Below are 26,988 nucleotides of genomic sequence, written 5' to 3'. Positions count from 1 at the left end.
TAAAATGAAAAAAACAATTAAAGATTACCTATTAAGTTTTGCCTTATGTTTTGCATTTCTAGGAGTTTTAGCCTGCAGTTCAGACAAAGAAGATACAGCTCCTGTATCCATAAAGACACTTGGTGCGAGCACAAATAAAATTGATTTAGAAAGCAAAGAAACTACGGTTGAGATAACAATTACTTCCAACGCTACAAACTGGACTTTAAGTAATCAGGCAAGCTGGATCAAATTAAGTCAGGCCGTTGGAACTTCTGGAAGTACAATTGTCAAAATTACAGCTTCAGAAAATGTAGATACAGCAGTACGAAATGCAGTATTGAAATTAACTTCTACTGAAGGCAATGCTTCAGAAATTACAGTTTCTCAGGCGACTGGAGTTGCGGCAGGTTTATATCCAAGTTATAATACAAATCCAATTGCGGCTGATGCCTCTGGAATGGCAAGTTCAGCAGTTGAATTGGCGACAAAAATTAAACTAGGATGGAATATCGGAAATACACTTGAAGCAACTGGAGGCGAAACAGCTTGGGGAAATCCAAAAGTGACTAAAGCTTTGATTGATGCTGTAAAAGCAAACGGATTTAATGCGATCCGTATTCCGTGTTCTTGGAATCAGAATCTAGAAAATGTCTGCAACGGCAAAAATCAAAACAGAATGGTTGAACAGGGTTAAAGAAGTAGTTCAATATTGTGTAGACAATGATATGTATGTCTTGGTAAATATTCACTGGGACGGCGGCTGGTTGGAAAATAATATTACTGAAGCTAAAAAGGTAGAAAACAACGCGAAACAAAAAGCTTTTTGGGAGCAGATTGCAACGCATTTACGCGGATTTGACGAACATTTACTTTTTGCAAGTGCCAACGAACCAGCAGTAGAAGATGCGGCGCAAATGGCGGTTTTAACTTCATATCACCAAACTTTTATTGATGCCGTTCGTTCAACTGGAGGAAAAAATGCTTCTCGTGTTTTAGTAGTGCAGGGACCAACAACAGATATAGAAAAAACAAACAAATTAATGACTACATTGCCAGTAGATAAAGTTACAGGCAGAATGATGGTTGAAGTACATTATTATTCACCTTGGAATTTTGCAGGATTGACCAAAGATGAAACTTGGGGCAAAATGTTCTACTATTGGGGGAATGGTTTCCACTCTACAACCGATACAGAACGAAATGCCACTTGGGGAGAAGAAGCTGATTTAGAGAAAAACTTCAAATTAATGAAAACGCAGTTTGTAGATAAAGGAATTCCAGTTTTGTTGGGAGAATTTGGAGCAATCCGCAGAACGACATTAACAGGAGATGCTTTGACTTTACATTTAAATTCAAGAGCCTATTATTTAAAAACGGTTGTAAAAACTGCAAAAGCAAATGGATTATTACCATTCTATTGGGATGAAGGAAGCATAGGAAATAATGGTTTCGGAATTTTCAAAAGAAGCGATAATTCTGTGTTTGATACTCAAGCTTTAAACGCTTTAAAAGAAGGATTACAATAAAAATGAGGTTAAAAACCATATAAGTGATATAAGTAAATTTAAGCACAGCGTTAATAAAAACTTAAAGTAACTTATATCACTTGTATGGTTTAAAAACAATTAAATTAGAAAAAATGAAAAAAGTTGTTGTTTTTATTTTGTTGATTTTTAGTGTTATATCTAATGCTAATGTGAGAATGCCTTTAATATTCTCGGACGGAATGGTACTTCAGCGGAACAAAGAAATTCCGATTTGGGGTTTTGCCGATGCCAATGAAAGTATAGAAATTCATTTCAACAAACAAATTAAGAAAACACAAGCCGATAAAAACGGAAAATGGACGGTAAATTTAAGTGCTGAAAAAGCCGGAGGCCCATTTGAATTAATCATTATTGGAAAAAATAAAATTACAATCAAAAATGTTTTGGTTGGCGAAGTCTGGATTTGCGGCGGACAATCCAATATGGAATTTCAGGTTATAAAAACCATGAATGCCGAAAAAGAAATTGCAGATTCTAATTATCCAATGATTCGTCATTTTGGTGTTGCTCAAGATTTAAGCGGTACTCCAAAAGACGATTTGAAACAAGGAAAATGGGAAGTTTCAAGCAAAGAAACCGTCGGTAATTTTACGGCAGTAGGTTATTATTTCGCCAAAAAACTATATTCAGAATTAAAAATTCCAATCGGAATCATTAATACTTCTTGGAGCGGCACCAACGTAGAAACATGGACAAGCCGTGAAGCATTTCAAAACAGTCCAGAATTTAAAGCAATGATTGCCGATGTTCCAGTTGTAGATATTGATTCGGTTTTTGAAATTTATAAAAAATCAGTTTTAGACAATCTGAAAAAAGTGCAAGGTTTTGATGTTTCCATGGAAAATGAAACTCAATTTAAAGACCCAAATTTTCAGGATAAAAATTGGCCGGAAATAAAAGTGCCTTCACTTTGGGAAAATCAACAGATTGGCAACATCGACGGAATTGTTTGGATGCGAAAAACAATTGTTTTAACGGCAGAACAAGCAAAAAAAGAAGCAACATTACATTTAGCAAAAGTAGATGACGAAGATAAAACCTATGTAAACGGAGTTGAAGTGGGAACTAATAATCTTTGGGACAAACTAAGGGTTTATAAAATTCCTGCCAATGTTTTAAAAGAAGGAACCAATGTAATCGCTGTTCGAATTACAGATTATAGCGGTGGCAGGTATCTACGGCGACCCAACCGATTTAAAAATTGATTTTAATGGCTCAAATTTTCCGCTTGACGGACTTTGGAAATTCAATGTCATTCAGGTAAAAATTGCCATTTCACCAAATAGTTATCCATCCTTATTATACAACGCAATGGTAAATCCGTTAGTTCCGTATGCTATGCAGGGGGTTTTATGGTATCAAGGTGAAGCCAATGTTTGGAGAGCAAAAGAATACAAAAAGTCTTTCCCGTTAATGATTAACGATTGGAGAACCAAATTCAAACAAGGTAATTTTCCATTTTATTTTGTTCAATTATCAACTTTTGATGAATTTGGAGGCAACAGTCAAAAAGGAAGCCGATGGGCAGAACTTCGCGAAGCACAATCTGAAACGCTTAAACTTCCAAATACAGGAATGGCAGTTACAACCGATATCGGAAACGCAAAAGACATTCACCCAACTAATAAACAAGATATTGGACTGCGTTTAGCGGCAATTGCAATGAATGATCTTTACGGAAAAAAGCAAGTTCACAGCGGTCCAACTTACAAATCGCAGGAGATAAAAGGAAACCAAATTATCCTTACTTTCGATAATACAGGAAGCGGATTATCAACGCTAAATAACAATGAACTTAAAGGATTTGAAATCGCTGGTTCAGACAAAGTTTTCCATGCGGCGAAAGCGATAATTAAAGACAATAAAATAATTGTTTCAAGTGAGAAAGTTCTAAATCCTGTCGCAGTACATTACGGCTGGGCAGATGACGATACGACAATCAATCTTTGCAATAAAGAAAAATTTCCGGCATCGCCATTTAGAACCGATAATTGGGAACTGATTACGGCGAATGAGAAGTATAGTGTGAGTAAGTAGTTTTTTAGTGATTAGTGCTTAGTTCTTAGTGATTAGTTGTTAGTGATTAGTGATTAGTTGTTAGCACTTAGTTCCTAGTCCTTAGTAATTAGTCGTTAGTGATTAGTAGTTAGTAATTAATAAAGGGAATAAAAATCTATTTTACATTTATAAAAAACTTTTACATCTGTATGACATGTTCCATCGGAACATTTCATCGGTAGAAAAATAAACATCTGATTTTCTATCCTAACAGGTTTTTAAAACCTGTTAGGTATTAGATAGATTTTATTAGTTTTAGATATTCAATAAATACCTAAGAGGTTTTAGAAACCTTTTAGGATAAGATAACCAGATATGATTAAAAAAACATTTTTCATTTTACTTCTTACCTCTTACTATACAAACATTTCGGCGCAATCGAAACATGTTTTATCGTACAAACAACCCGCAGAATTCTTTGAAGAAAGCTTGGTTTTAGGAAATGGTAAAATGGGGGCAACTGTATTTGGAGGTGCAAATTCAGATAAAATTTATTTGAATGATATTACACTTTGGTCAGGAGAACCGGTAAACGCTAAGATGAATCCCGAGGCTTACAAAAACATTCCGGCAATTCGGGAAGCATTAAAAAATGAAAATTACAAACTAGCCGAAGAACTAAATAAAAAAGTTCAGGGTAAAAACTCCGAATCTTATGCTCCTTTGGGAACATTAGAAATCAATAATTACGAAAAAGGAAAAGCCGTTAATTATTATCGGGAATTGGATATTTCGAATGCAGTATCAAAAGTAAGCTACGAAATGGCCGGCATAAAATATACCCGCGAATATTTTGTTTCAGCGCCAGATCAAATTATGGTAATCAAATTGACAGCCGATCAAAAAGGAGCTTTAAATTTTGATATCAATTCAAAAAGCCTTTTAAAGTCAAATGTTGAAGTAAGAAACAATATTTTGGTTATGACAGGTGTGGCGCCGATTCATGAAAATGCTGGATATCCAGTTGTGCCAAAATATCTGGACATAAAAGAAAGAGGAACAAGATTTACCACTTTAGTCCAAATCAAAAAAACAGACGGAAAGATTACAATTTCGAGAGAATCGTTATCTTTAAAAGATGCTACAGTAGCTATTATTTATGTTTCAGTTGCCACAAGTTTTAATGGTTTCGACAAAAATCCAGCAACAGAAGGTTTAGACGATGTGTCAATTGCTTTACAGAATTTGAACAAGGCATTTGCAAAACCATTCGATAAACTAAAAGAAAATCACATTGCAGATTATCAAAAATATTTTAATCGTGTCAATTTAGATTTAGGAAAAACAACTGCTCCAGATTTGCCGACAGACGAGCGTTTACTACGTTATGCTGACGGAAAAGAAGATAAAAATCTGGAAATTTTATATTTCAATTACGGTCGTTATTTATTAATCAGTTCTTCAAGAACTTTGGGTGTTCCTGCAAATTTACAAGGACTTTGGAATCCGCATTTAAATCCGCCTTGGAGTAGTAATTACACGATGAATATCAATCTGGAAGAGAATTATTGGCTGGCAGAAAACACCAATCTTTCAGAAATGCACACTTCGCTTTTGAGCTTTATAAAAAACCTTTCGGTAACAGGAAAAGTGACGGCAAAGACTTTTTATGGCGTAAACGAAGGATGGGCGTGACACATAATTCAGATATTTGGGCAATGACCAATCCGGTTGGACAATTTGGAAAAGAAGACCCGATGTGGGCTTGCTGGCCATTGGCAGGCGCTTGGCTCAGTACACATATATGGGAACATTATATCTTTACGCAGGACAGAGAATATTTGAAAAAAGAAGGATATCCGTTGATGAAAGGTGCGACTGAATTTTGCTTGGGCTGGCTTGTGACCGATAAAAATGGAAATCTAATTACATCGCCGTCAACTTCACCAGAAAATCAATACAAACTGGCAGATGGCTTTGTTGGTGCTACTCTATATGGAGGAACTGCCGATTTAGCAATGATTCGCGAATGTTTTGATAAAACCATAAAAGCATCAAAAGAACTGAATGTTGATGCTGATTTAAGAAAAAAACTTGAAACAGCACTTTCAAAATTATATCCGTATCAAATTGGTAAAAAAGGAAATTTGCAGGAATGGTATTTTGATTGGGAAGATAACGACCCGAAACATCGTCATCAATCACAATTATTTGGACTTTTTCCTGGCGATCATATTACGCCATTAAAAACTCCTGATCTGGCTAAGGCTTCGAGAAAAACTTTAGAAATAAAAGGAGATGAAACAACCGGCTGGTCAAAAGGCTGGAGAATAAATCTTTGGGCAAGACTTTGGGACGGAAACCGCGCTTATAAAATGTTCCGTGAATTATTGCGTTACGTTGATCCTGACGGCAAAAAAACAGAAAAACCAAGAAGAGGAGGAGGAACGTATCCGAATTTATTCGACGCGCATCCGCCATTTCAAATTGATGGTAATTTTGGAGGTGCGGCGGCAGTTGCTGAGATGCTGGTTCAGTCAGACGAAAACGAAATTCGATTACTTCCCGCTTTACCAGACACTTGGGAAACTGGATCAGTAAAAGGAATATGCGCCCGTGGAGGATTTGAAATTGAAATGAATTGGGAAAATAAAATGCTCAAAAAAGTAGCAGTTTCATCTAAAATAGGAGGGAAAACGACTTTGATTTCTGGCGATAAAAAACAAAATATCACCTTGAAAAAAGGAGAAAAACTAGAAGTGAACTGGTAAAATAGTTCTAAACGTAATCTTTGTCAAACCCGACATGTTTTTAAAACCTGTCGGGTTTGCTTCTATAAATAAGCTTCGGAGAAGTGAAATGTTTATAGAAAATAATATGTGTTCATAATAATATAGAGCTCCAGCGGAGCGACATGTAAAATCTTCGCTATTTAGATATATTTCGCTCCTTAGGAGCTCTTTTACATGCGCTGGATTTCATTTCTATAAATATTTTGCACCGCTGGGGCATTATAGAATATGTATAAAAAACAAACTCGACAGGTTTTTTAAAACCTGTTGGATTTCGTTTTAAAGGCGTTTATTGGAATTTTGGGAATTGAATTGTTGGATTTTAAGTTCCATCGGAGTGGCACATTATATATTTCACCCCGCTGGGGTTTTATGATGGTACATTTATAAATTTTCTATAAATATTTCGTCCCGATGGGACTTTCTTTTAAAATACTATTTATTCTTTCTCATTAATTTCATTTGACTTCTCTTCAGAACTTTTAACATGTTCTTCCTTAAAAGTTTCATACCATTTCTCAATTGAAGGATACACAAAAGCCGCTACTTTTTTTATCGGATTGTAAAAATAATATTTATCGAGAGTTTCTTTTTTTGCAAAAGTTTCATTGAAGTTTATTTTCTCAAAAAGAGCAATAAAAATACTCATAATCAGGATCGTTTTTAAGATTCTAAAGAAACCTCCACCCAGTTTATTGGCCCATCCTAAAAAAGCGAAATCGGCAATTCCGGTAAGGATTTTGGCTAAAAAGTAAACTCCAATTACAACTAGAATAAAAGTCAGGATAAAAGCAGTAACTTGTATAGTATTCGGATTCCATGATACATGTTTACTGATCATTTCTTTCATTATAGAAGAAAATTTTATGGCAAGATAAATTCCTAACAGGAGCGAAATAAAAGAAGCAACTTCTACAAAAAGTCCGTTTTTGATTCCTTTATATAAACTAAAAGCTAAAAGTGCGGCCACAATTATATCAAAAAAACTCATGATTTTGGTGTATTAAATAAAGGCGCAAATATATAGTTTTTTTTAGGTTCAAAGGCTCTTAGCGACAAAGGTTCAAAGGTTTTTTGGAGTTCTCTTTTGTATGTGTTTAATTTTTTTAGGCACATTGAATTTGAACTATGTATCTTTGCAAATCAAAATTTAGAGTTTAGATTGTGATTCTGCCCCTCAGAATTAAATTTTTAGCCCGCAATCTAAAACCTGCCATCAAAAATCATTAATTAAAATGTCCAGAGATACACAACTAAAAGAGCGATGGGAAAAGCTCGTCGAGATATTATCTAATCAGTTTTCGCAAGGTGAAGATTTAGATTTAGATGCCATAATTTACTTAATTGGAGTTCAGGAACTCGGAAAAGTGCACCGTGAATTCAAAAAAGATGAAAAATTAAACTTAATGCATATTGCAATTTGTAGATTATTAGAGCCTTACGGGTTTTATGAATTTGATTTTTTTGATGCAGAAGGATGGCCGCATTATAAGGTAAAAGAAGAATTACCACCATTAAAAGCTGGAGAACAATCTGTTTTAATGAAAGAAGCGATTGTAAATTATTTTTTAGAACGAGAATTGATTGAGTAGTTTTTAGTTTTCAGTCACAGTCACAGTTTAGAGCTGATTGAAGTGAAAACTGAAAACTGTGACTGTGACTGTATAATTTCAACTAAAAACACTAAATTTGTATCTCAATTATTGAAGGAAAATGATAGATAAGATAAAACAACATATAGAGGAAGCCAAAGCCTTTAATGATAAAAACAAAGAATCTTTAGAACAATTCCGTATTAAATATTTAGGTAGTAAAGGTTTATTGAAGGAACTTTTTACTGAATTTAAAAATATTCCAAACGATCAAAAAAAGGATTTTGGACAAGTTATAAATACTTTAAAAGCGGTTGCTGAAGAGAAAGTAAGAGTTATTCAGGAAGAACTTGAAAGTAAAGAAGAATCTAAAGGCATTTTCGGCGATTTAACGCGTGCGGCAGAACCAGTAATTATTGGTTCTCGCCATCCAATTTCGATTGTTAAAAATCAGATTATAGATATTTTTGCTAATATCGGATTCAACGTTTCTGAAGGTCCAGAAATCGAAGACGATTGGCATAACTTTACAGCATTAAACTTGCCAGAATACCACCCGGCGAGAGATATGCAGGATACATTTTTCATTCAGACAAACCCAGATGTTTTATTGCGTACGCATACATCATCTGTTCAGGTGCGTTATATGGAAAATCACAAACCGCCAATTCGTACAATTTCACCAGGACGTGTTTTCCGTAATGAAGCAATTTCATCTCGTTCGCACTGTATTTTCCATCAAGTGGAAGGATTATATATTGACAAAGATGTTTCTTTTGCCGATTTGAAGCAGACATTATTGTATTTCACTAAAGAAATGTTCGGAAAATCTAAGATTCGTCTTCGTCCGTCTTATTTCCCATTTACAGAGCCAAGTGCTGAAATTGATATTTATTGGGGACTAAAAACAGAAACTGATTACCGTATTACAAAAGGAACTGGCTGGCTAGAAATTGGAGGATGTGGAATGGTTGATCCAAACGTTCTTAAAAACTGTGATATCAATCCTGATGAATTCAACGGTTTTGCTTTCGGAATGGGAGTAGAGCGTATTGCAATGCTTTTATACCAAATTGGCGATATCCGTATGTTTTATGAAAACGATGTTCGTTTCTTAGAGCAGTTTAAATCAAATATATAATTTAAGTTAAAAAGTCATAAAGTCGAAAGTCAAAAGTCTCATAGTTATGGCTTTTGGCTTTCGACTTTATGACTTTCGACTTTCAAACTTTTGACTCATATGAAAAAAGATATAGTAATTCCAGAAGTAGAAAACGTATTCCTTGCCGCTGTGCAGGAATGGAGCGATGACTTTATGGAAAAAGTATGGTATGCTTATTTAGTTAATGACAGTGACTTCAATTTAGACAGCGTAATGGTCGTTTCAAAAGCTTTTGGAACTATCGACGGCGAAATGAAAAAAACTTCGATTCTGCGTCATGCTTTTGTTGAGGTTCCAGCAGTTTCTGTTGTAAAAATCGAAATGATTGAGAAAAGTCTTTTGGTTATGAATAATGAATTTATGGTGACTTTCTTTATCGGAAATACTTTATACGACAAGAAATTCATCTTCAAATCTAATTCGCTTGACGAAAATAAAACGGAAGAAGTGCCGATTTTGTTTGTTGAAGGGGTTATGGTGAAGTAAAGAAAATAGAGAAAAGAATAAAGAAAATAGACTCTACAAAATAGTAAAAGAAAAGAGCCAAGACTAATTATTTAGATCTTGGCTCTTTTTTTATAATCGACAAAAGTCTATATCTATTCTCTTTATTCTATATTCTTTTCTCTTAATCCAAAGACTCTGTCAATTTCTTAAATACTGCCTTAGCGTCTTTTCCTTCATATAAAACAGCATAAACAGCATCGATAATTGGCGTTTTTGCTCCGTATCCTTGATTTAATTTATAAGCACTTTTTGTAGCATAATAACCTTCGGCAACCATACTCATTTCCATCATGGCGCTTTTTACGGTATATCCCTTTCCAATCATATTACCGAACATTCTGTTTCTTGAGAAAACAGAATATCCTGTAACCAATAAATCGCCCAAATAAGCTGAATCATTGATGTTACGTTTCATTTTATGAACTTTTCTAATGAATTTCTTCATTTCGCGGATTCCGTTACTCATCATAACCGATTGGAAATTATCGCCATAACCTAATCCGTGTGCAATTCCAGCGACTATTGCGTAGATGTTTTTCAACATGGCGGCATATTCAGTACCAATAATATCGTCTGAAATTTTAGCTTTAATGTAATTTCCAGAAAGAGATTTAGCTACGATGCAGGCTTTTTCAGGATCACCACATGCGATTGTTAAGTAAGAAAGTCTTTCAAGAGCTACTTCTTCGGCGTGGCAAGGACCTGTAATAACTCCAATGTTGTAGTAAGGAATGTCGTATTGAATGTGAAAATGTTCGCCAACGATTAAACTTGTCTCAGGAACGATACCTTTAATAGCCGAAAAAATAATTTTATCAGCTAACGAAACCGTCATGTTTTTTAATTCGGCATCTAAAAAAGCGGAAGGAATCGCAAAAATAATATAATCTGCGTATTCAATTGCTTCGTTTATATTGTTGGTTAATTTAAGCTTGTTAGTATCAAATTCAACAGAACTTAAATAATTTGGATTGTGTTTGTATTTCTGAATATGTTCAATGGCAGAGTCATTGCGCATATACCAGGCAATTTCTGAAAGATTAACGCATAACATTTTTGCAATTGCCGTTGCCCAGCTCCCTCCTCCAATTACTGCAAATTTTAATTTTTCGCTCATTATTTTAATAATTTAAAACAAAAGTACTTAATAATGTGCTAATAAAGCAAAGTCTAATTTAAGAATTTTGCCAAAGACATTTGGGTTTATTTTCATTTAAATTAAAAGCGACTGAATTTCAGAAGATATTTTAGTTTTAAAAACTCAATTAATACAAAAAATAGTATTTTTGAGAAATTTCTTTCAATTATGATATATTAATTTTTGACCTCTAAAATCTTTTATGGAAGGTAAAGTCTTAGGAGAAAAAAAGAATGTAATTTTTAAGATATTATAAAAGAGATTGAAATAATGAATAAAATACTGGAGAAGAAAATGAACGAAAGCTTTAAATAATAACGAGTTTGCTGAATGATTTGATTTATCAATAAAAATATTTTTCTCCCTACACAATAAAATATAAAACTGTGCGTTTGAACTCTTTATAAATTAGAATTTTAATGAATTTGAAAAAAATTGAGTTAGTTAGTTTTGTTTTAGTATTTTGAAAAGGCGTTCCTAATTTTTTTAAGAACGCCTTTTTTGTGAAATTCCAATTTTTCTAAGCTCCAAATTCCAACGATTGAAATTTAAATCCCAATATTCCAAATTCCACATTCCAATTTCAAATAAAAATTCCAAATTCCAATACTTACGTGCGCAATTGGAATTTGGAATTTAATTCCGAGGCTTCGGGATTGGAATTTTATTTTATTTAGTAGCTCATTTCAACAATAGATTTCACTTTATCTAAAGTTACCAATTGATTTTCACCAAGACCTTTCCAGCCTCTTTCGTCAAAACGATTTACGATAAAATCTGCTGTATTGCCGTAATCTTCTGTGTATTGTGAAAGTTTAGTATCCATTCCCATTGTATGGAAAAATTCAACCGTTTTATTGATTGCTTCTTTTGCCACTTCTTCATCAGAACCAGAAAGATTAAAAATACGTCTTCCGTATTGGGCTAATTTTGCTTTTTTAGTTTCAAACATTACATTGTATAAACTTGGTCCAATAATCGCCAAAGTTCTCGCATGATCGATTCCGTAAAGCGCTGTTAATTCGTGGCCAATCATGTGAGTTGCCCAATCGCTTGGAACACCTTTCTGAATTAATCCGTTTAATGCCATTGTACAGCTCCACATAAAATTGGAAGCCAAAGTATAATCGGTTGGATTTTTTACAACGCCTGGACCAACTTCAATTAAGGTTTGAAGAATTCCCTCTGCAATTCTATCTTGTAAAAATGCATCAGTTGGATACGTTAAATATTGTTCCATAACATGTGTGTAAGCATCTACAACACCATTTTCAAGTTGTCTTTTTGGTAAAGATGCAATTACTGAAGGGTCACAGATAGAGAATTGTGGAAACAAAGCACTTCCGCCAGAAGATAATTTTTCCTGAGTAGCTTCAATTGTTACTACGTATCCGGAATTCATTTCACTTCCCGTTGCTGGAAGTGTCAAAACGGTACCAAAAGGCATCGCATTTTCTTTAATCAGAATACGTTTCTGCAAAATATCAATCGGATTTCCGTCAAAATTTACGGCGACCGAAATAAATTTCACACCATCAATTACAGATCCTCCGCCCACGGCAAGAATGAAATTAATTTTTTCATTTTTGATAACATCAACTGCTTTCATCAAAGTTTCAAAATGTGGATTTGGTTCTATGCCGCCAAATTCTACAATTTCAAAACCTTTTAAGTTCGCAATTACCTGATCGTAGATTCCGTTTTTAAAAATACTTCCGTCGCCGTAAGCCAAAAGAATTTTAGCATCTTTTGGAACTAAAGTCGAAAGTTTTTCAATTTGTCCTTTTCCGAAGATTAAATTCGTCGGATTATATAATTCAAAGTTTAGCATGTTTTTTTAAGGTTCTGAGATGCTAAGGTTCTGAGGTTCTAAGTTTTTTTAACTTAATCTTAGAATCTCAACATCGATTATTATTAATTCTTTTAATTTATTTATTAAGTGCAAAAGGGTTAAGTTTTAAAATCTTAGCACCTTAGCAACTTAGAATCTTAGCATCTTTACTTACTTCAATTGCTTTAATAATTTTCCAGCTACCAATTTAGATGAAGCAGGGTTTTGACCTGTAATCAATAGACCATCTTCTACAGCATAAGGTCGCCAATCTGGTCCTTTTGAGAATTTTGCACCATTTTGAGTTAGTGCGTCTTCTAATAAAAACGGAACAACTTTTGTCAAGCCTACACCTTCTTCTTCAGAGTTTGTAAAACCAGTCACTTTTTTATCTTTTACTAAATATTCACCGTTTACTTTTACATTTTTCAAAACTGCTGGAGCATGGCAAACAAAAGCAACTGGTTTTTTATTAGTATAAAAAGCTTCGATTAGAGCGATTGAATTTTTGTCTTCGACTAAATCCCAAAGTGGTCCATGTCCTCCTGGGTAAAAAACCGCATCGTAATCTTTTTGGTTAATTGTTGAAAGCTTTAAAGTGTTTTTTAGTTTTTCCTGTAAAACTTTATCTGCGTCAAAACGTTTTGTGTCTTCAGTTGCAGAAGCTGGATCTGCACTTTTTGGATCAATTGGCGGTTGTCCTCCAAGCGGAGTAGCAATCGTAATCTCGACTCCCTGATCTAGTAATTCGTAATATGGTGCGACAAATTCTTCTGACCAAAATCCTGTTTTTTCTCCTGTATTGCCCAGTTTATCATTACTGGTTACAACAAATAATACTTTTTTCATACTTTTTTTATTTGATTTTTGAGCCACAGCAGAAATGCTTGAAGCTGTAAATGCAATTATTGCGAGTAATGCTATTTTCTTCATTAGATTAAATTTTAAACAAATTTACAGCTTATGTGATATCAGTAAAAATAAAATAAACTATGTTTGTTATAAATAAATTTATGTCATGGTAAATCTAGAATGGTACAGAACATTTAAGGCAGTTTACAAAAACGGTAATTTTTCGGTAGCGGCAAAAGAGTTATTTATGAGCCAGCCCGCCGTTAGTCAGCAAATTTCTATGCTCGAAGCGCATGTTGGAAATAAATTATTTAATAGGAAATCTAAAGGCGTTGAACCAACCGAATACGCTAAGTTACTGAATAATTTGATTATAGATGCGCTGGATCGGCTAGAAAGTGTCGAGGCAGGTTTCAGGGCAAAAGCGGAAGACGCCAATAGATTAATTTCAGTCGGAATTTCAAAACATCTTTTCCATTGCGTTGGCGATCTTTTGATTTCTAAGTTTGATTTGATCGATTTTACTTTCGCAGAAAACGATGAACTATTTGCATTAGTAGATGCTAAAAAACTTGATTTCGCCATCACGACAAAAAGGTTCGATACTTTTGATACCACTTATGAAATTGTTGGAAAAATAAAACTGATAATGGTGGCGCCAACACATTTAGACATAACAGATTTTCGTCAAAAATTAAAAGCAGACAATTTTAGTGAAATAGAACAATGGCTCAATGGGCAGAAATGGTACAGTCATGATGCTCGAATTCCGCACATAAAATTATTCTGGCTTCATGCTTTCAATAAAAAAAGACCTTCAATGGTTCCCAATTATATTATTCCTTCAGAATCTGAAATGCTAAAACTTTTATCCAAAAATGATGGAGTGGCCGTAACTTGGAATTGTAATGCGAGGAAATTAATAAAAGAAAATAAACTGCGACTGGTGTGGAATAGTTTTCACGTGCCAGAAGAATTTGTGTATTTGTTAGCACCAAAAAATAATAACTTAAATTCGTTTTTTGACATAATTGCTAAAGAACTGAAGTTGTTTTTTGGAAATAGGTTATGATTTTAATCATTTGTTTCTGTAGTGTAAAAGAGTAATTTTGATAAATGAACCACTAAAATTTTCAAAAATGAAAAAGATTGCAAAAGTGTTAATGCTTATCGCAACTGTACTTATAAGTAATTCGTGCAGTAAACATGATGACGAAGTGATAATAGATTGTCTAGCAGAATCATTTTTTGTTAAATTACATAATTCAACAGATGCTTGCTAATCCGAAATTAATGAACTATTCAGTTGAGTATTCAGGAACTGGAACTTTAGTTGGAGTGAAATGGACATTTGGTGATGGAACTACGGGAACTGGTACAGTGGTAACACATATTTACGCGACAGCTGGTACATATGAAGCTAAGGCTGAAGTTACGGTTAAAAAAGATGGTGCAGAATGTACTTCTGTTCCTAAAAGAACTGTGACTGTTAACTAGAAAAAATTAAAAGATATTAATGAGAGTCAATTTTATAATCTAATGCAAAAGCATAAATTATAAAATTGACTCTCATTCGTTATATTTGTTTGATATGATTTATGATTATGGAAAAATTACAAAATATTAGAATTGCTGTCGATGCGATTGTTTTTGGGTATAAAAACAATGATCTATACGTTTTATTGATCGAACAGCAGTTTGGTACTTCAGAAAAATATTGGGCTCTTCCGGGTGGTTTAGTTCAGGATTCAGAATCACTAAGCGATGCAGTAATTCGCGAATTGCATGAAGAAACAAACGTGCGACTGACTTTTATGGAGCAGTTGTACACTTTTGGAGATGACATTGATAGAGATTCCAGAAATCGCGTTATTTCGGTTGCTTATTATGCTTTGGTTGATGCTTCAAACTTAGACATCAAAGCCAGTACAGATGCAGAAAGAGTGCAATGGTTTAAAATTGATGAAATCCCGTCTTTGGCATTCGACCATAATTTGATACTCGAAAAAGCCATTACAAGGCTAAAAGCAAAACTGACTTACGAACCAATTGGTTTCGATTTACTTCCTGAAGAATTCTTGTTTTCAGATCTTGAAAATCTTTATTGCACCATTCTAGAAAAAGAAATTGACCGACGAAACTTTAGAAAAAAAATACTCAGCTACGGTATTTTAGAACAAACAGAAAATTTTTCTCCAATAAAAACAGGACGTCCAGCCAAGTTATTTAAGTTTAATAAACTAAAATACAACGAATTAATAAAAGAAGGTTTTCACTTCGAAATAAAGTTTGCGTAATTTTTACACAAAATAAATTGTTTATTTAAAATTTAATTCTACATTTGCGTATAATTAACGCAAACTAAAAAACTATGATACTAAATCTCGACCCAAAATTCGCTCCTTTTCAAAATCAGGAAGAAATCAAATTTCAAAGTTTTACTTTCTCTGGAGGAGAACCACACATCAAAATCAGCCCAGATTTTGATGCTAATCGAAAAATAACAATTACACACCGCTTAAATTCTTTCAATGATTTAGGATTATTATGTGTTACAGTTGATGCGCTTCGCAGAATGGATGTTAAAATTATCGATCTTTTTATTCCGTATTTCCCGGTCGCAAGACAAGATCGTGTTATGATTCCTGGCGAACCATTATCTGTAAAAGTATATGCAGATATTATAAATGCCTTGCAGTTAAATAAAGTTTTTGTTTTTGATGCGCATTCAGAAGTGACTCCAGCTTTACTAAATAATTCTACAGTAATTCCAAACTATACTTTTATCAAAGAAGTTTTAAAAAGAATTGGCGAAAACGTAAAATTGATTTCTCCAGACGGAGGTGCTTTAAAGAAAATCTATAAAGTTTCTGAATTTTTAGGCGGTGTTGAAGTTGTAGAATGCAACGAAAAGTCGTGATGTAAAAACAGGAAGATTATCTGGATTTAAAGTTTACGAAGATGATCTAAACGGAATGGACTGCTTAATTGTAGATGATATTTGCGACGGTGGCGGTACTTTTGTCGGTCTAGCCGAAGAATTGAAAAAGAAAAATGCCGGAAGATTATATTTAGCAGTAAGCCACGGAATTTTTAATAAAGGGTTTGAAGTTTTAAACTGCTTTGACGGCATTTTTACGACGAATTCTTTTAAAGACTTTGAAGGCGAAAATGTTACGGTAATCGGACTAGATACTTTAGTTTAAAAGTTTAAAGTTTCAGGTTTCACGTTATCCGAAGTAACCTAAAAAATGCTATTAACCGTTTCAAGTTTAAACCACATTTCAAATCAAGTTCACAACTTGAAACCTGAAACCTGAAACAAAAAAATAAAATTATGAGCGATTTAAAACCAAGATTTATTGAGTCTTTAAAAAGAAACAATGATCAGATAAGAGAGGATAGAGCCAAAACTATTGGCGAAGATTCTGAATTAATATACAGACGTCGAGTTGAGGATATCGAATTAAAAATAAAAAGACTCGAAAGAGAACAAGAAGGACTTATCGATATTAGTCCGCTGGATAAAAACAGTTTAACCTTTGCCGATTTTCAGCCAGAAGCTTTTGTGCAAAAAGATATGGAGCTTTCGCTGACCATCAGAAATTTAAATATCCAGTTTGAAGTAACAAAAAAGAGATTTGAGTATTTATTTGGTAAAACATTTTAGTCATGGGAGGTACAAGATATGATTTCGGTGCTCGCGAAAGCAGAGCAAAAAAAGTAGGTTATGCTAGTAAATCGGCTGGCGAGATATTTACACAGAATGCGTTACGAATGGCGCATGAATCAATGAATCCAAAAGGAGTGATTTTCAGAGAAGCGAGAGATTCAGACGTTCATCCAAACACAGTTCCAATTATTTTAGGACTAGACGTTACAGGAAGTATGGGACATATTCCACACGAACTGATCAAAGAAGGACTTCCAAAATTAATGGGAGGAATTATTCAGGGAGGTGTTCCAGATCCGGCACTTTTGTTTTTAGGAATCGGCGATCACGAATGCGACAGGTATCCATTGCAGGTTGGACAGTTTGAATCTGGAGATGAAGAACTAGACATGTGGTTAACGAGAACCTATATCGAAGGCGGTGGCGGAGGAAACGCCGGAGAAAGTTATTTGTTAGCATGGTATTTTGCCGCATTTCATACTAAAACCGATGCTTTCGAAAAAAGAGGTCAAAAAGGATTGCTGTTTACAGTAGGCGATGAACCTGGTTTAAAAACACTTCCTGCATCGGCAATAAAAGAAATTATGGGTCAAGGACAACAGACTTATACACATCTTGAATTATTGGCAGAAGCGCAAAAAAGATACGATGTATATCATATTAGTGTTTTGCATTCCGGACAAGCGATAAATGCTGATGTCGAATGGAAAGAATTGTTAGGACAAAATTGTCTTTCAATTGAAGATCATAGAGAAATTCCAAACGTAATCAAGAAAATAATCTGCGATAAACATAAAAGTTCTGTTTCAGGAACAATACCAGTTTCTGATACAACAAGTACAGGTTTAGATAATATAGATATGCTTTAAAAGTTTTGGGACTTCACCAGATTAAAAAGAAATTTTTTTTCTCAACGACGAGAAATTTGCTCGCAAAGACGCGGAGGCGCAAAGATTTTTTACTAAATGATAAAGTTTAAAATAGAACTTAAAAAGAGTTGCTGACAAAAAAACTTTGCGATTTAGCGACTTTGCGAGATTAATAATAACAACAAATGAAAAGAGCTCAAATAGTTATAGGTTTAGGATTTGGTGATGAAGGAAAAGGAATAACAACAGATTTTCTGGCAAAACAAAATCCTGAATCTATAGTTATTCGGTTTTCTGGAGGACAGCAGGTCGCGCATACGGTTATGATTGATGATAGAAAACACGTTCATTCCAGCTTTGCCAGCGGTGCGCTTCGTGGACTTCCGTCTTACTACAGCGAACACTGCACGATTCATCCGCTTTTTCTGTTTAATGAAAGAGAAGAATTAAAAGAAAAAAATGCTAATCTGGATCTGTATATTCATCCATTGGCAAAAGTGACCACTCCGTTTGATGTTTGGCACAACAGAGGAAACGTGAGAAACATAGATCACGGAACCTGCGGAAAAGGCATTGGTTCAACCATGAAAAGGAACGAAGGGCCTTATAAATTATTTGCGATTGATTTGGTAGCGCCCCGCGAAATGCTTTTAGAAAAACTAAACCAAATTGCTTATTACTACGGTTTTTTAAATGAACCAGACATCGATCAGGATGTTCAGGATTATCTGGAAGCAGTAGATAAAATAAAATGGAATATTGTTGATTACAGTTTTCTTGCAAAGTTTGATAATTTAATTTTTGAAGGAAGTCAGGGAATTCTCCTCGATATGGATCATGGTGTTTTTCCGAATGTGACATATGCGAATACTACTTCGAAAAATGCGATTGAAATTTGCAATAAACTAAAAATTGATGATATAGAAGTGTATTACGTAACCAGAAGTTACACAACAAGACACGGTCACGGCTGGATGCCAAATGAAGTTGAATTAAAATTAAAAAATAACGAAGAAGAAACCTGTGTTTTCAACGAATATCAAAAACAGCTGAGATTTGCAGATCTTGATTATGATTTGTTGAATTACGCTTTAAAACTAGACGCGACTTATAGTCCAAATACAAAAAGAAATTTGGTTGTAACCTGTATGGATCAGTTAGAGAAAGACTATGAATTTGAAAATTTGACAACAGATTTCAATGCCATTTACGGATCATTTTCACCCGATTCTAAAGATTTTAAAGAGATTACTTCTTTGTTTCAATAACAGAAAAAATGAAATACAATATAGATAATATTAGTCAAGAAAATAAATTTTTGTTTTTCTGGGGACATCAGCCAAGTAATGACGGAACAATTACTAAAACCTGTTTTAGTCAATGGTGGTTATGTTCTTTTGAAGTAGATAAAGTGATCTACAAAACTGCAGAACACTGGATGATGGCCAAGAAAGCTGAATTGTTTAAGGACAATGAAATTTTAGCAAAAATCATTAAAGCTAATTCTCCTGCCGAAGCTAAAAAGTTAGGCCGTGAAGTGAAGAACTATAACGAAACGCTTTGGTTAGCCGCGAGATTTGAAATTGTGAAAGAAGGGAATTATCATAAGTTCAGTCAAAATCAAGAACTGAAAACTTTTTTACTAAATACAAAAGACAGAGTTATAGTAGAAGCAAGTCCTGTAGATGCAATCTGGGGAATCGGTATGGCGGGCGATCACAAAGATGTTATGAACCCGCAGAAATGGAAAGGTTTGAATTTGCTGGGTTTTGCTTTGATGGAAGTTAGAGATGAATTGAAATAAATTATACCCAATTAGATGTTCCGTAGGAACATTTCATTGGTAGAAAACATTTCATTGGTAGAAAAAAAATATTGATAATGAATGAAAAAACAGCAAAAAGCGTCAGCAAGTTTTTAAGTCTGGTGCTTAGACATTCACCAGAAACGATCGGATTAAAATTAGACGAAAATGGCTGGGCAGATGTAGAAGAGTTGATAACAAAATGTTCTCAAAAAGGAAATTCATTAAATGTCGAACTTTTAAATTACGTTGTGGAAAACAACGATAAAAAACGTTTCGCATTTAACGACGACAAAACGAAAATCAGAGCCAGTCAAGGGCATTCGATTTCTGTTGAATTAGATTTAGCAGAAACAGAACCATCAGAATATTTATATCACGGAACTGTTGCAAAGTTTTTGGAAAGCATTAAAAAAGAAGGTTTACAAAAAATGAGCCGTCAGCATGTACATCTTTCTAAAGATCGTGAAACGGCGATAAAAGTAGGAAGTAGAAGAGGAGCTCCGCAAATTTTGAGCATAAGAAGCGGTCAGATGTACAGAGACGGATTTAAATTTTATTTATCTGAAAATAATGTTTGGCTTACTGATGAAGTTCCCGTAAAATATATCGATTTTTGATGTTGTAAAATTAATTAAATTAACTAGAAAATATATGAACCCACTACTATTAACAGATGGTTACAAAGTTGACCACAGAAGACAATACCCAGATAATACCACATTAGTTTATTCTAACTGGACACCTCGTAAATCAAGAATTGAAGGCCTTGATGAGGTTGTGTTTTTCGGATTACAGTATTTCATCAAAAAATATATCATTCATGATTTTGAAGAGTATTTCTTCAAACAGCCAAAAGAAGAAGTGATTAAGAAATATTCTAGAAGAATCAATAATTATTTGGGTGAAAACCAAGTTGGTACAAAACATATCGAAGACTTACACGACTTAGGATATATTCCGATGGTTTTTAAAGCATTGCCAGAAGGAGCGACGGTGCCATTAAGAGTTCCGATGTTTACGATGTACAATACAATTCCGGAGTTTTTCTGGCTTACTAATTACTTCGAAACGTTGCTTTCTGCAGTAGTTTGGTCGCCTTGTAACTCTGCTACAATTGCAAAAGAATACAGAAAAGTATTGGATAAATATGCAGATGAAACATCGTCAGTTCCAGAATTTGTAGACTGGCAGGCGCACGATTTTTCTATGAGAGGAATGGGCGGCATCGAAGCGACGGTAACTTCTGCGGCGGGACATTTATTGAGTTTTACAGGATCTGATACAATTCCGGCGATTGATTTCTTCGAAGAATATTACAAAGCCAATTCTGATACTGAATTAATTGCGGGATCAGTTGTCGCTACAGAACATTCTGTAATGTGCATGGGAACTACAGAAGGAGAATGTGAAACCTTTAAAAGATTAATTACAGAAGTTTATCCAAAAGGAATCGTTTCTATCGTTTCTGACACTTGGGATTTATGGAAAGTTTTAACCGATTATTTACCGCGTTTAAAAGAAGATATTATTTCAAGAGAAGGGAAAGTAGTAATTCGTCCTGACAGCGGTGATCCGGTTGATATTATCTGCGGAAATCCAAACGGAAAAACAGAAAAAGAAAAGAAAGGTGTAATCGAATTGCTTTGGGATGTTTTCGGCGGTTCTGTAAACGACAAAGGATTTAAAGAATTGATTCCGCAAATTGGCGCTATTTACGGTGATAGTATTACTGTGGCAAGAGCAACTCAAATTTGCGAGAGATTAAAAGAAAAAGGATTTGCATCAACAAACGTGGTTCTCGGAATTGGATCGTTTACCTATCAATACAACACAAGAGATACATTTGGTTTTGCCATGAAAGCAACTTATGGTGAAGTAGCAGGAGAAGGAAGAGCAATTTTCAAGGATCCAATTACAGATGATGGAACTAAAAAATCGGCCAAAGGATTGATGAAAATAGATTTAATCGACGGGAAGTATCATTTAACAGATAATGTTTCTTGGGAAGAAGAAAAACAAGGTGAATTGAAGGAAGTTTTTAGAGATGGAAAACTTTTAATTGATCAATCGCTGAGTGAGATTAGAAGTCGAGTAAAAAGCGAAGTTAATATTGAAGCGTAATAAATTTTCGTTTTAATTAATAAGTCCCAGAGGGACGGCATATTTATAGCATTTAATCGTTCAAATGGAAAAAAGCCCCATCCGGTGTGATATTTTTCGCGCCACTGGAGCTTATTTGACTCAAAATATTTTTAATTAAAACAAAGAGCCTGCATTTTAAATTCAGGCTCTTTTTGTTTGATTTATTTTTCATTAATCAGTTTAGTAAACAACAGTATTTCAATATTCGGTAGTAATATCTCATCGCTAGAAAAAATGTATCGTTTTTGCATTGTGTCTAGCGAAACCTGTTTATGTAATAATAGATCGTAATGAAACGTTTCTACGGAACGTATAAACGTAATTCAAATTTAATTCGACCGATGATACATTCCTACGGTATGATTTTTTGAAAATAAAAAAACCTCCAGTTAAAACTGGAGGCAATTCAAATTGTTTATTTCTTATAGAAATTATTGTGATCGATATATTCCCAAACTTTTGGAGGAAGTAAAGGCTGAATATTTTTCCCTTCCTTAATACTGTTTCTTATAAATGTTGAAGAAATTTCTACAATCGGCGCATCGATTACGTGAATTTTTGGATGTGATTTTAATTCAACATTTTCCTCTTCCTCAGAAATTCTCGGATAAACATAAATATCATGATTCTCAAGAATTACTTCATAGTTTTTCCATTTATGAAGCGTTTTTAAATTGTCTTCGCCCATAATCAAAGAAAATTCATGATTGGGATATTTCTCTTGTAAATGAGCTAAAGTAATTACGGTGTAGTTCGGCTGAGGTAATTTAAATTCAATATCCGAAGGTTTTATTTTTGGATAATCTTCGGTTGCCAGATAAACCATCTGCAAACGATGATGATCATCTAATAAAGTTGCTTTCTTTTTTAACGGATTATGAGGCGTAACAACCATCCAAATCTGATCTAAATCTGCAAACTCAGCCATGTGATTGGCAATGATCAAATGACCAACATGAATGGGATTATATGTGCCGAAATAAAGACCTATTTTCATTTTTAGAGTACTTAGTTCTTAGTCCTTAGTTCTTAGTCTTTGAGATTTTTAGAAAAAGCACTTATCATTTTGCTTTCTTCTTCAATCAAAAACATAATCTCATTAAATAGATTATCGTCAGAAATAAATTCTAATTCTTTTGCAATAATTAATTGTGTTTCTATTTCATTCAGAGAGCCTCTGGAAATATTCAAAAAATGGTTAAATGATTTGTCGGTTTGACGTCCAAAACCTTCTGCAATATTTGAAGGAATGGATACGCTCGCTCTTTTTAATTGACTTGTTAAGGCGTATATTTCTTCTTTAGGAAAACTCTTTGTTAATTTATAAACCAGAAAAACTATTTTTATTCCTTTATGCCAAATGAATAATTCTTTGTATGATTTAATACCGCTCATGTAAATCTTAAAATTAACTTCTTCTCAGACTAAGGACTAACAACTAACGACTAAATAACTACTTAGATACAAACTCCTTCACTAGTTGATAAGCTTCTTCTTTCGCTGTATCTAAATCGTAGTTTTTGATGATAGTGTCAAACTGAGGAGCTGTAGCTAATTCAACCGAAGCTTTTGCAATTCGCATATTGATTTTATCTTCACTTTCTGTAGAGCGTTCTTTTAGTCGGCGTTTTAGTTCGTCCACACTTGGCGGTTTTACGAAAACGGCTAAAGTCTGCTCTGGGAATTTATGTTTAATACGAAGTCCGCCGGCAACATCAATATCAAAAATCACATTTTTTCCTAAAGCCCAGATTCTTTCAATTTCGGCTTTTAAAGTGCCGTAGAAATTATCACGGTACACTTCTTCCCATTCCAGGAAATTTTCGGCTTTAATGTGTTTTTTGAATTCTTCCAACGAAATAAAATAATAATCTTTTCCGTGTTCTTCTTCTCCGCGTGGGTCGCGTGAAGTCGCTGAGATCGAGAATTCTAAGTTTAAATCCTCTTTCCCTAGTAAATGTTTTACTATAGTTGTTTTTCCTGATCCTGATGGTGCTGAGAAAACAATTAATTTTCCTTTGTTCATTAATTTATGCTTTATTTTTTGCTTTAAGCTTTAGGCCGTAAGCTTTAAGCCTTTATTTTTGAAGTCTTCAATTTTGCATATAGCTTACAGCTTACTGCTTAAAGCGTCTAAAGGACATTCAAAACCTGTTCCTTAATCTTCTCCAATTCATCCTTCATCATCACCACCAACTTCTGCATTTGAGCATGATTCGATTTAGAACCCATCGTATTGATCTCACGACCCATTTCTTGAGTAATAAAACCAAGTTTACGACCATTAGCTTCAGTACCTTTTATGGTTTCTAAGAAATAATCTAAGTGATTGGTTAAACGAACTTTTTCTTCTGTAATGTCTAATTTTTCAAGATAATAGATTAATTCTTGCTCGAAACGGTTTTCATCAACATTAACTTGTAATTCAGAAATTGCGGTTTGTAAACGATCCTTAATTGCTTGAACACGTTCTGGATCAAGAGCCAAAGCGTCATTCATATATTGGCGGATATTTCCAATTCTAAGGTTGAACTCTTTTTCAAGAGATTCTCCTTCGTCTTTTCTAAAACTTAAAATGTTTTGGAGAGCTTCATCAATAATTACCTGAATTTGCTCCCAGTCATTTTCGTCAATTTCTTCGCGCTCTGTTTTTAAGGTATCCGGCATACGAACAGCCATTTTCATTAATTCAGTTTCATCTGCGCCAGGGTAAACCTCTTTTAACTGTGCAATATAATTTTTTACGACAGGAACATTTACTTTAGTCGAAGTTTGTTCTGCAGTACTTTCGATGTAAATCGCAAAATCAATTTTTCCTCTTTCTAGTTTTGTAGAGATTTGGGTGCGTAAGCCTAGTTCCATTTCGCGATAAAGCGATGGCATTCTTACATTTAAATCTAAACCTTTGCTGTTTAAGGATTTTACTTCAACCGTAATTTTTTTTGTAGGCAATTGCAAAGAAGCTTTGCCAAACCCTGTCATAGATTGTATCATATAATTGAGTATAAAGGCGCAAAGATAAATAAAAGTTTGCAGTGTTGGCGTGATTTTCTCGCAAAGACACAGAGTCGCAAAGTTTTGTATTAATATCTTTGTGGCTCTGAGTTTTTACAAGATTATTTTGTGTTGGATCTTTTTGAATTATTACAACAATAAAATAGCTTTTTTATGATAAAGCTTTCATTACCTGTAGAATATTCTGCTGGCTGTTGCCGATGTAAATTTTTCCGTCAATAATAAAAACCGGACGGCTTAAAAAAGTATAATGTTCCAGAATGTATTTTTTAAAATCTGCCTCAGTTAACGATTTGTTTTTTAAATCCATAGATTTATACAATTGCGCTTTTTTGCTGAATAAGGCTTCGAAGCTTCCAGAAAGTTTATACATTTCTTCTAATTCTGCCTCCGTAATTGGGTCTTGTTTGATATCGTGAAAAACCAAATCATTTTTAGGAAGACTTTTAATGATTTTTCTGCACGTATCGCAAGATGCCAAATAATATATTTTGTTCATGATTTTTGAGTTTTATTAGAGTACAAAGAAAATTCATTTAAAACTTAAAATTGTCTAATTTTAGAAAAAAAATAAATTATGAATTCAGTTTTTGAAGTCCAAAAAACAATTAGAGAGGTTCTTTTGAAAATATTAGAAAGTCATTCATTAGAACAATTGAATAAAATTCCGCAAGGATTCAATAATAATATTATTTGGAATGCTTGCGCATTGTATTTCTGTGCAAAGCAGGCTTTGGTTTATAAACTATCGGGATTACCAGCAATAGTATCAGATGAATTTATTCTAAAATACAGAAGAGGTACAAAACCCGAAGGAGATCTTTCGCAGGCAGAAGTTGATGAAATTAAAGCATTGCTTTCAACAACACTTGAAAAAACAAAAAATGATTTTGAAACCGGTCTTTTCGTTGACTATAACGAATATGCCACGAGCTTAGGTTATACACTTAAAAATATACAAGGAGCTTTAGATTTTAATAATTATCATGAGGGAGTTCACAGTGGTATTATGATGAGTTTAAGAAAATTGGTTTAAATAAAAATCCCGCCTTAAAGCGGGATTTTTATTATTCTACTATGGTTTCAATGGTAACCTTCATGGCGCCTGCACCTTTGTGTTTGGTAATATCCATAAAAGCTCTTTTAGATAAATCGATTTCACGGGTTTTTACAAATGGACCACGATCTGTAATTTTTACAATGACAAATTTGCCATTTGCTTCATTTGTTACTTTTACTCTGGTTCCAAAAGGAAGTTTTTTATGAGCAAGCAGTATATTGATTGTTGTTGAATCGGCTTCCGTTCGCAGTTCTTTTTCCATTAAAACGATCAGCGTAGTAGGAGGCGTGAGCATTTTTTTTGTATGGTCTTAGTTTTAAACCTTTGTCTGTAAATACTGAATCTACAGGTAATGCAATAATATTTGGTCTTGCATTTTTGACCGTATCTTGAATGATTTTAGGTTCTGTTGTAGGTTTGGTTTGGCTTATAACATAAGTAAAGCCGCTAATTAAAGTCAAAGCAATTGTGGCGAATAAAATGTGTTTTTTATTTCTCATGGGTTATTTTTTTTCAGACTTGGGGGAGTTTGTACAAATAATATGCCGAGATAAAAAAAGCCCTGTAAAAGGGCTTTTAATTGGTATTTTTTAGAACCAAAGGTTCCACGGAATTCTACTTAAAATTAGTAATAATCCTAATCCGTAAAATATAGCAAAGGTCTTAAATTTAGCTTCGCTGTTTATTAATTTTTTATGTTTAGACCATCCAATTGTAATTAGGACGATAGCAATAAGATTAATTAGTGGGTGCTCTAATGATGTTAATCTAAGTTCTGCATTAGACATTTGTCCAAAAGCTCGCTTTTCCAAGAGGAGAAACAAAATATAAGATCAAACCAATTAATAACTGGGTGTGAGTACCAATTAAAGCAAATAAAGCGATTTTACGATCCTTAGCTGTAAACTCTTTTTTTGAAGTGACTCCGATGATTGCGTTAACAACTGCAACAAGTAAAAGAAGCAATGCTAAGTATGCCCAGCCAGAGTGGAATTTTTGTAGAAAATTATACATAAACCTT

27 protein-coding genes and 4 pseudogenes are annotated in these 26,988 nt (G+C 33.9%); 20 read left to right on the top strand and 11 right to left on the bottom strand.

Translation table 11 applies throughout. The annotated features are described in order from the left end of the window. Positions 1–4 precede the first annotated feature (4 nt). From ACZZ95_RS03945 to ACZZ95_RS03920, 6 genes and pseudogenes are all read left to right on the top strand, one after another. Complete coding sequence (locus ACZZ95_RS03945; RefSeq protein ID WP_463468090.1) at positions 5–676, top strand: BACON domain-containing protein; 672 nt, start codon at positions 5–7, stop codon at positions 674–676. Beyond that, positions 630–1,508, top strand: a complete 879-nt coding sequence (locus ACZZ95_RS03940) for a glycoside hydrolase family 5 protein (RefSeq protein ID WP_463468089.1) — start codon at positions 630–632, stop codon at positions 1,506–1,508. Before ACZZ95_RS03945 ends, ACZZ95_RS03940 begins: the two co-directional genes overlap by 47 nt. 113 nt (positions 1,509–1,621) lie before the next feature. Then, the gene (locus tag ACZZ95_RS03935) at positions 1,622–2,734 is read left to right on the top strand and encodes a sugar-binding domain-containing protein (protein WP_463468088.1); all 1,113 of its coding nucleotides are present in this window, start codon (positions 1,622–1,624) and stop codon (positions 2,732–2,734) included. Next, the gene (locus ACZZ95_RS03930) at positions 2,694–3,566 is read left to right on the top strand and encodes a sialate O-acetylesterase (RefSeq protein WP_463468087.1); all 873 of its coding nucleotides are present in this window, start codon (positions 2,694–2,696) and stop codon (positions 3,564–3,566) included. Before ACZZ95_RS03935 ends, ACZZ95_RS03930 begins: the two co-directional genes overlap by 41 nt. 336 nt (positions 3,567–3,902) lie before the next feature. Next, positions 3,903–5,998 (top strand): annotated as a pseudogene (locus ACZZ95_RS03925) (glycoside hydrolase family 95 protein); the annotation flags it as partial. Between the two features lie 54 nt (positions 5,999–6,052). Then, a complete protein-coding gene (locus ACZZ95_RS03920) occupies positions 6,053–6,298 on the top strand; it encodes a glycoside hydrolase family 95-like protein (RefSeq protein ID WP_463471619.1) in 246 nt (81 codons plus the stop codon). Positions 6,299–6,758: 460 nt separating this feature from the next. On the opposite strand, the gene ACZZ95_RS03915 is transcribed toward ACZZ95_RS03920, so the two are convergent. Further along, on the bottom strand, positions 6,759–7,310 hold the full coding sequence (locus ACZZ95_RS03915) for a CvpA family protein (protein WP_463468086.1): 552 nt from the start codon (positions 7,308–7,310) through the stop codon (positions 6,759–6,761). A gap of 244 nt (positions 7,311–7,554) precedes the next feature. On the opposite strand from ACZZ95_RS03915, the gene ACZZ95_RS03910 reads away from it, so the two are divergent. The 3 genes from ACZZ95_RS03910 to ACZZ95_RS03900 all read left to right on the top strand — a co-directional run bounded on the left by ACZZ95_RS03910 (position 7,555) and on the right by ACZZ95_RS03900 (position 9,559). Next, positions 7,555–7,911, top strand: a complete 357-nt coding sequence (locus ACZZ95_RS03910; protein WP_095953847.1) for a hypothetical protein — start codon at positions 7,555–7,557, stop codon at positions 7,909–7,911. 121 nt (positions 7,912–8,032) lie between these two features. Next, positions 8,033–9,052 (top strand): phenylalanine--tRNA ligase subunit alpha, encoded by a 1,020-nt coding sequence (locus ACZZ95_RS03905; protein ID WP_057115257.1) that lies wholly within the window; start codon positions 8,033–8,035, stop codon positions 9,050–9,052. Between the two features lie 99 nt (positions 9,053–9,151). Next, the gene (locus tag ACZZ95_RS03900) at positions 9,152–9,559 is read left to right on the top strand and encodes a hypothetical protein (RefSeq protein WP_095953848.1); all 408 of its coding nucleotides are present in this window, start codon (positions 9,152–9,154) and stop codon (positions 9,557–9,559) included. 142 nt (positions 9,560–9,701) lie between these two features. Here ACZZ95_RS03900 and ACZZ95_RS03895 read toward each other — a convergent pair whose 3' ends face one another. The 3 genes from ACZZ95_RS03895 to ACZZ95_RS03885 form a co-directional block, all read right to left on the bottom strand. After that, on the bottom strand, positions 9,702–10,697 hold the full coding sequence (locus ACZZ95_RS03895; protein ID WP_463468085.1) for an NAD(P)H-dependent glycerol-3-phosphate dehydrogenase: 996 nt from the start codon (positions 10,695–10,697) through the stop codon (positions 9,702–9,704). Positions 10,698–11,391: 694 nt separating this feature from the next. After that, the gene (locus ACZZ95_RS03890; protein ID WP_463468084.1) at positions 11,392–12,549 is read right to left on the bottom strand and encodes an iron-containing alcohol dehydrogenase; all 1,158 of its coding nucleotides are present in this window, start codon (positions 12,547–12,549) and stop codon (positions 11,392–11,394) included. Between the two features lie 171 nt (positions 12,550–12,720). Continuing rightward, the gene (locus ACZZ95_RS03885; protein WP_463468083.1) at positions 12,721–13,482 is read right to left on the bottom strand and encodes a type 1 glutamine amidotransferase domain-containing protein; all 762 of its coding nucleotides are present in this window, start codon (positions 13,480–13,482) and stop codon (positions 12,721–12,723) included. 85 nt (positions 13,483–13,567) lie between these two features. Here ACZZ95_RS03885 and ACZZ95_RS03880 point away from each other — a divergent pair, with 85 nt between their 5' ends. From ACZZ95_RS03880 to ACZZ95_RS03835, 10 genes and pseudogenes are all read left to right on the top strand, one after another. Then, positions 13,568–14,473, top strand: a complete 906-nt coding sequence (locus ACZZ95_RS03880; RefSeq protein ID WP_463468082.1) for a LysR family transcriptional regulator — start codon at positions 13,568–13,570, stop codon at positions 14,471–14,473. A gap of 200 nt (positions 14,474–14,673) precedes the next feature. Then, positions 14,674–14,898, top strand: a complete 225-nt coding sequence (locus tag ACZZ95_RS03875) for a PKD domain-containing protein (RefSeq protein WP_463468081.1) — start codon at positions 14,674–14,676, stop codon at positions 14,896–14,898. A gap of 107 nt (positions 14,899–15,005) precedes the next feature. Next, a complete protein-coding gene (locus tag ACZZ95_RS03870) occupies positions 15,006–15,698 on the top strand; it encodes an NUDIX hydrolase (protein ID WP_463468080.1) in 693 nt (230 codons plus the stop codon). Positions 15,699–15,772: 74 nt separating this feature from the next. Further along, a pseudogene (gene prs / locus ACZZ95_RS03865) lies at positions 15,773–16,607 on the top strand (ribose-phosphate diphosphokinase). A 131-nt stretch (positions 16,608–16,738) separates the two neighbouring features. Next, a complete protein-coding gene (locus ACZZ95_RS03860; protein ID WP_057115248.1) occupies positions 16,739–17,071 on the top strand; it encodes a hypothetical protein in 333 nt (110 codons plus the stop codon). A gap of 2 nt (positions 17,072–17,073) precedes the next feature. Then, entirely contained in the window at positions 17,074–17,943 is an 870-nt protein-coding gene (locus ACZZ95_RS03855; RefSeq protein WP_463468079.1) for a hypothetical protein, read from the top strand. Positions 17,944–18,128: 185 nt separating this feature from the next. Beyond that, positions 18,129–19,211 (top strand): adenylosuccinate synthetase, encoded by a 1,083-nt coding sequence (locus ACZZ95_RS03850; RefSeq protein ID WP_463468078.1) that lies wholly within the window; start codon positions 18,129–18,131, stop codon positions 19,209–19,211. A gap of 8 nt (positions 19,212–19,219) precedes the next feature. After that, on the top strand, positions 19,220–19,747 hold the full coding sequence (locus tag ACZZ95_RS03845; RefSeq protein ID WP_463468077.1) for an NADAR family protein: 528 nt from the start codon (positions 19,220–19,222) through the stop codon (positions 19,745–19,747). 77 nt (positions 19,748–19,824) lie between these two features. Continuing rightward, complete coding sequence (locus tag ACZZ95_RS03840; protein ID WP_463468076.1) at positions 19,825–20,367, top strand: RNA 2'-phosphotransferase; 543 nt, start codon at positions 19,825–19,827, stop codon at positions 20,365–20,367. Between the two features lie 34 nt (positions 20,368–20,401). Continuing rightward, positions 20,402–21,871 carry a nicotinate phosphoribosyltransferase gene (locus ACZZ95_RS03835; RefSeq protein WP_463468075.1) on the top strand — a complete coding sequence of 490 codons (1,470 nt, stop codon included), beginning with the start codon at positions 20,402–20,404 and terminating at the stop codon, positions 21,869–21,871. A 436-nt stretch (positions 21,872–22,307) separates the two neighbouring features. Here ACZZ95_RS03835 and nadD read toward each other — a convergent pair whose 3' ends face one another. From nadD to ACZZ95_RS03810, 5 genes are all read right to left on the bottom strand, one after another. After that, the gene (nadD, locus tag ACZZ95_RS03830) at positions 22,308–22,889 is read right to left on the bottom strand and encodes a nicotinate (nicotinamide) nucleotide adenylyltransferase (RefSeq protein ID WP_095953860.1); all 582 of its coding nucleotides are present in this window, start codon (positions 22,887–22,889) and stop codon (positions 22,308–22,310) included. Between the two features lie 32 nt (positions 22,890–22,921). Continuing rightward, entirely contained in the window at positions 22,922–23,287 is a 366-nt protein-coding gene (locus ACZZ95_RS03825) for a four helix bundle protein (protein WP_463468074.1), read from the bottom strand. 58 nt (positions 23,288–23,345) lie between these two features. After that, positions 23,346–23,918, bottom strand: coding sequence for a guanylate kinase (gmk, locus tag ACZZ95_RS03820; RefSeq protein WP_463468073.1), 573 nt, complete (start codon positions 23,916–23,918; stop codon positions 23,346–23,348). 107 nt (positions 23,919–24,025) lie between these two features. After that, complete coding sequence (locus ACZZ95_RS03815; RefSeq protein WP_463468072.1) at positions 24,026–24,886, bottom strand: YicC/YloC family endoribonuclease; 861 nt, start codon at positions 24,884–24,886, stop codon at positions 24,026–24,028. 172 nt (positions 24,887–25,058) lie between these two features. Continuing rightward, entirely contained in the window at positions 25,059–25,406 is a 348-nt protein-coding gene (locus ACZZ95_RS03810; protein ID WP_463468071.1) for an arsenate reductase family protein, read from the bottom strand. Between the two features lie 78 nt (positions 25,407–25,484). On the opposite strand from ACZZ95_RS03810, the gene ACZZ95_RS03805 reads away from it, so the two are divergent. Then, complete coding sequence (locus tag ACZZ95_RS03805) at positions 25,485–25,943, top strand: DinB family protein (RefSeq protein ID WP_463468070.1); 459 nt, start codon at positions 25,485–25,487, stop codon at positions 25,941–25,943. A gap of 31 nt (positions 25,944–25,974) precedes the next feature. Here ACZZ95_RS03805 and ACZZ95_RS03800 read toward each other — a convergent pair. Beyond that, positions 25,975–26,467: pseudogene (locus tag ACZZ95_RS03800) on the bottom strand (septal ring lytic transglycosylase RlpA family protein). Between the two features lie 90 nt (positions 26,468–26,557). Next, positions 26,558–26,981 (bottom strand): annotated as a pseudogene (locus tag ACZZ95_RS03795) (hypothetical protein). Positions 26,982–26,988: the final 7 nt, after the last annotated feature.

It is taken from the genome of Flavobacterium sp. AC267 (genome assembly GCF_979258715.1).
Note: the sequence above shows the minus strand (reverse complement) of the source record. Positions and strands in the feature narration are given on the sequence as shown.

What these genes read in the sequence shown, in the direction of transcription:
- ACZZ95_RS03850 (WP_463468078.1), top strand. Translation starts at nt 18,129, where the DNA reads ATGAAAAGAGCTCAAATAGTTATAGGTTTAGGATTTGGTGATGAAGGA.
- ACZZ95_RS03855 (WP_463468079.1), top strand. Translation starts at nt 17,074, where the DNA reads ATGGGAGGTACAAGATATGATTTCGGTGCTCGCGAAAGCAGAGCAAAA.
- ACZZ95_RS03915 (WP_463468086.1), bottom strand. Translation starts at nt 7,310, where the DNA reads ATGAGTTTTTTTGATATAATTGTGGCCGCACTTTTAGCTTTTAGTTTA.
- ACZZ95_RS03805 (WP_463468070.1), top strand. Translation starts at nt 25,485, where the DNA reads ATGAATTCAGTTTTTGAAGTCCAAAAAACAATTAGAGAGGTTCTTTTG.
- ACZZ95_RS03825 (WP_463468074.1), bottom strand. Translation starts at nt 23,287, where the DNA reads ATGAGCGGTATTAAATCATACAAAGAATTATTCATTTGGCATAAAGGA.
- ACZZ95_RS03945 (WP_463468090.1), top strand. Translation starts at nt 5, where the DNA reads ATGAAAAAAACAATTAAAGATTACCTATTAAGTTTTGCCTTATGTTTT.
- ACZZ95_RS03840 (WP_463468076.1), top strand. Translation starts at nt 19,825, where the DNA reads ATGAATGAAAAAACAGCAAAAAGCGTCAGCAAGTTTTTAAGTCTGGTG.
- ACZZ95_RS03810 (WP_463468071.1), bottom strand. Translation starts at nt 25,406, where the DNA reads ATGAACAAAATATATTATTTGGCATCTTGCGATACGTGCAGAAAAATC.
- ACZZ95_RS03815 (WP_463468072.1), bottom strand. Translation starts at nt 24,886, where the DNA reads ATGATACAATCTATGACAGGGTTTGGCAAAGCTTCTTTGCAATTGCCT.
- ACZZ95_RS03910 (WP_095953847.1), top strand. Translation starts at nt 7,555, where the DNA reads ATGTCCAGAGATACACAACTAAAAGAGCGATGGGAAAAGCTCGTCGAG.
- ACZZ95_RS03900 (WP_095953848.1), top strand. Translation starts at nt 9,152, where the DNA reads ATGAAAAAAGATATAGTAATTCCAGAAGTAGAAAACGTATTCCTTGCC.
- ACZZ95_RS03875 (WP_463468081.1), top strand. Translation starts at nt 14,674, where the DNA reads ATGCTTGCTAATCCGAAATTAATGAACTATTCAGTTGAGTATTCAGGA.
- ACZZ95_RS03845 (WP_463468077.1), top strand. Translation starts at nt 19,220, where the DNA reads ATGAAATACAATATAGATAATATTAGTCAAGAAAATAAATTTTTGTTT.
- gmk (WP_463468073.1), bottom strand. Translation starts at nt 23,918, where the DNA reads ATGAACAAAGGAAAATTAATTGTTTTCTCAGCACCATCAGGATCAGGA.
- ACZZ95_RS03905 (WP_057115257.1), top strand. Translation starts at nt 8,033, where the DNA reads ATGATAGATAAGATAAAACAACATATAGAGGAAGCCAAAGCCTTTAAT.
- ACZZ95_RS03835 (WP_463468075.1), top strand. Translation starts at nt 20,402, where the DNA reads ATGAACCCACTACTATTAACAGATGGTTACAAAGTTGACCACAGAAGA.
- ACZZ95_RS03890 (WP_463468084.1), bottom strand. Translation starts at nt 12,549, where the DNA reads ATGCTAAACTTTGAATTATATAATCCGACGAATTTAATCTTCGGAAAA.
- ACZZ95_RS03935 (WP_463468088.1), top strand. Translation starts at nt 1,622, where the DNA reads ATGAAAAAAGTTGTTGTTTTTATTTTGTTGATTTTTAGTGTTATATCT.
- ACZZ95_RS03870 (WP_463468080.1), top strand. Translation starts at nt 15,006, where the DNA reads ATGGAAAAATTACAAAATATTAGAATTGCTGTCGATGCGATTGTTTTT.
- ACZZ95_RS03920 (WP_463471619.1), top strand. Translation starts at nt 6,053, where the DNA reads ATGCTGGTTCAGTCAGACGAAAACGAAATTCGATTACTTCCCGCTTTA.
- ACZZ95_RS03880 (WP_463468082.1), top strand. Translation starts at nt 13,568, where the DNA reads ATGGTAAATCTAGAATGGTACAGAACATTTAAGGCAGTTTACAAAAAC.
- ACZZ95_RS03940 (WP_463468089.1), top strand. Translation starts at nt 630, where the DNA reads ATGTCTGCAACGGCAAAAATCAAAACAGAATGGTTGAACAGGGTTAAA.
- ACZZ95_RS03885 (WP_463468083.1), bottom strand. Translation starts at nt 13,482, where the DNA reads ATGAAGAAAATAGCATTACTCGCAATAATTGCATTTACAGCTTCAAGC.
- ACZZ95_RS03860 (WP_057115248.1), top strand. Translation starts at nt 16,739, where the DNA reads ATGAGCGATTTAAAACCAAGATTTATTGAGTCTTTAAAAAGAAACAAT.
- nadD (WP_095953860.1), bottom strand. Translation starts at nt 22,889, where the DNA reads ATGAAAATAGGTCTTTATTTCGGCACATATAATCCCATTCATGTTGGT.
- ACZZ95_RS03895 (WP_463468085.1), bottom strand. Translation starts at nt 10,697, where the DNA reads ATGAGCGAAAAATTAAAATTTGCAGTAATTGGAGGAGGGAGCTGGGCA.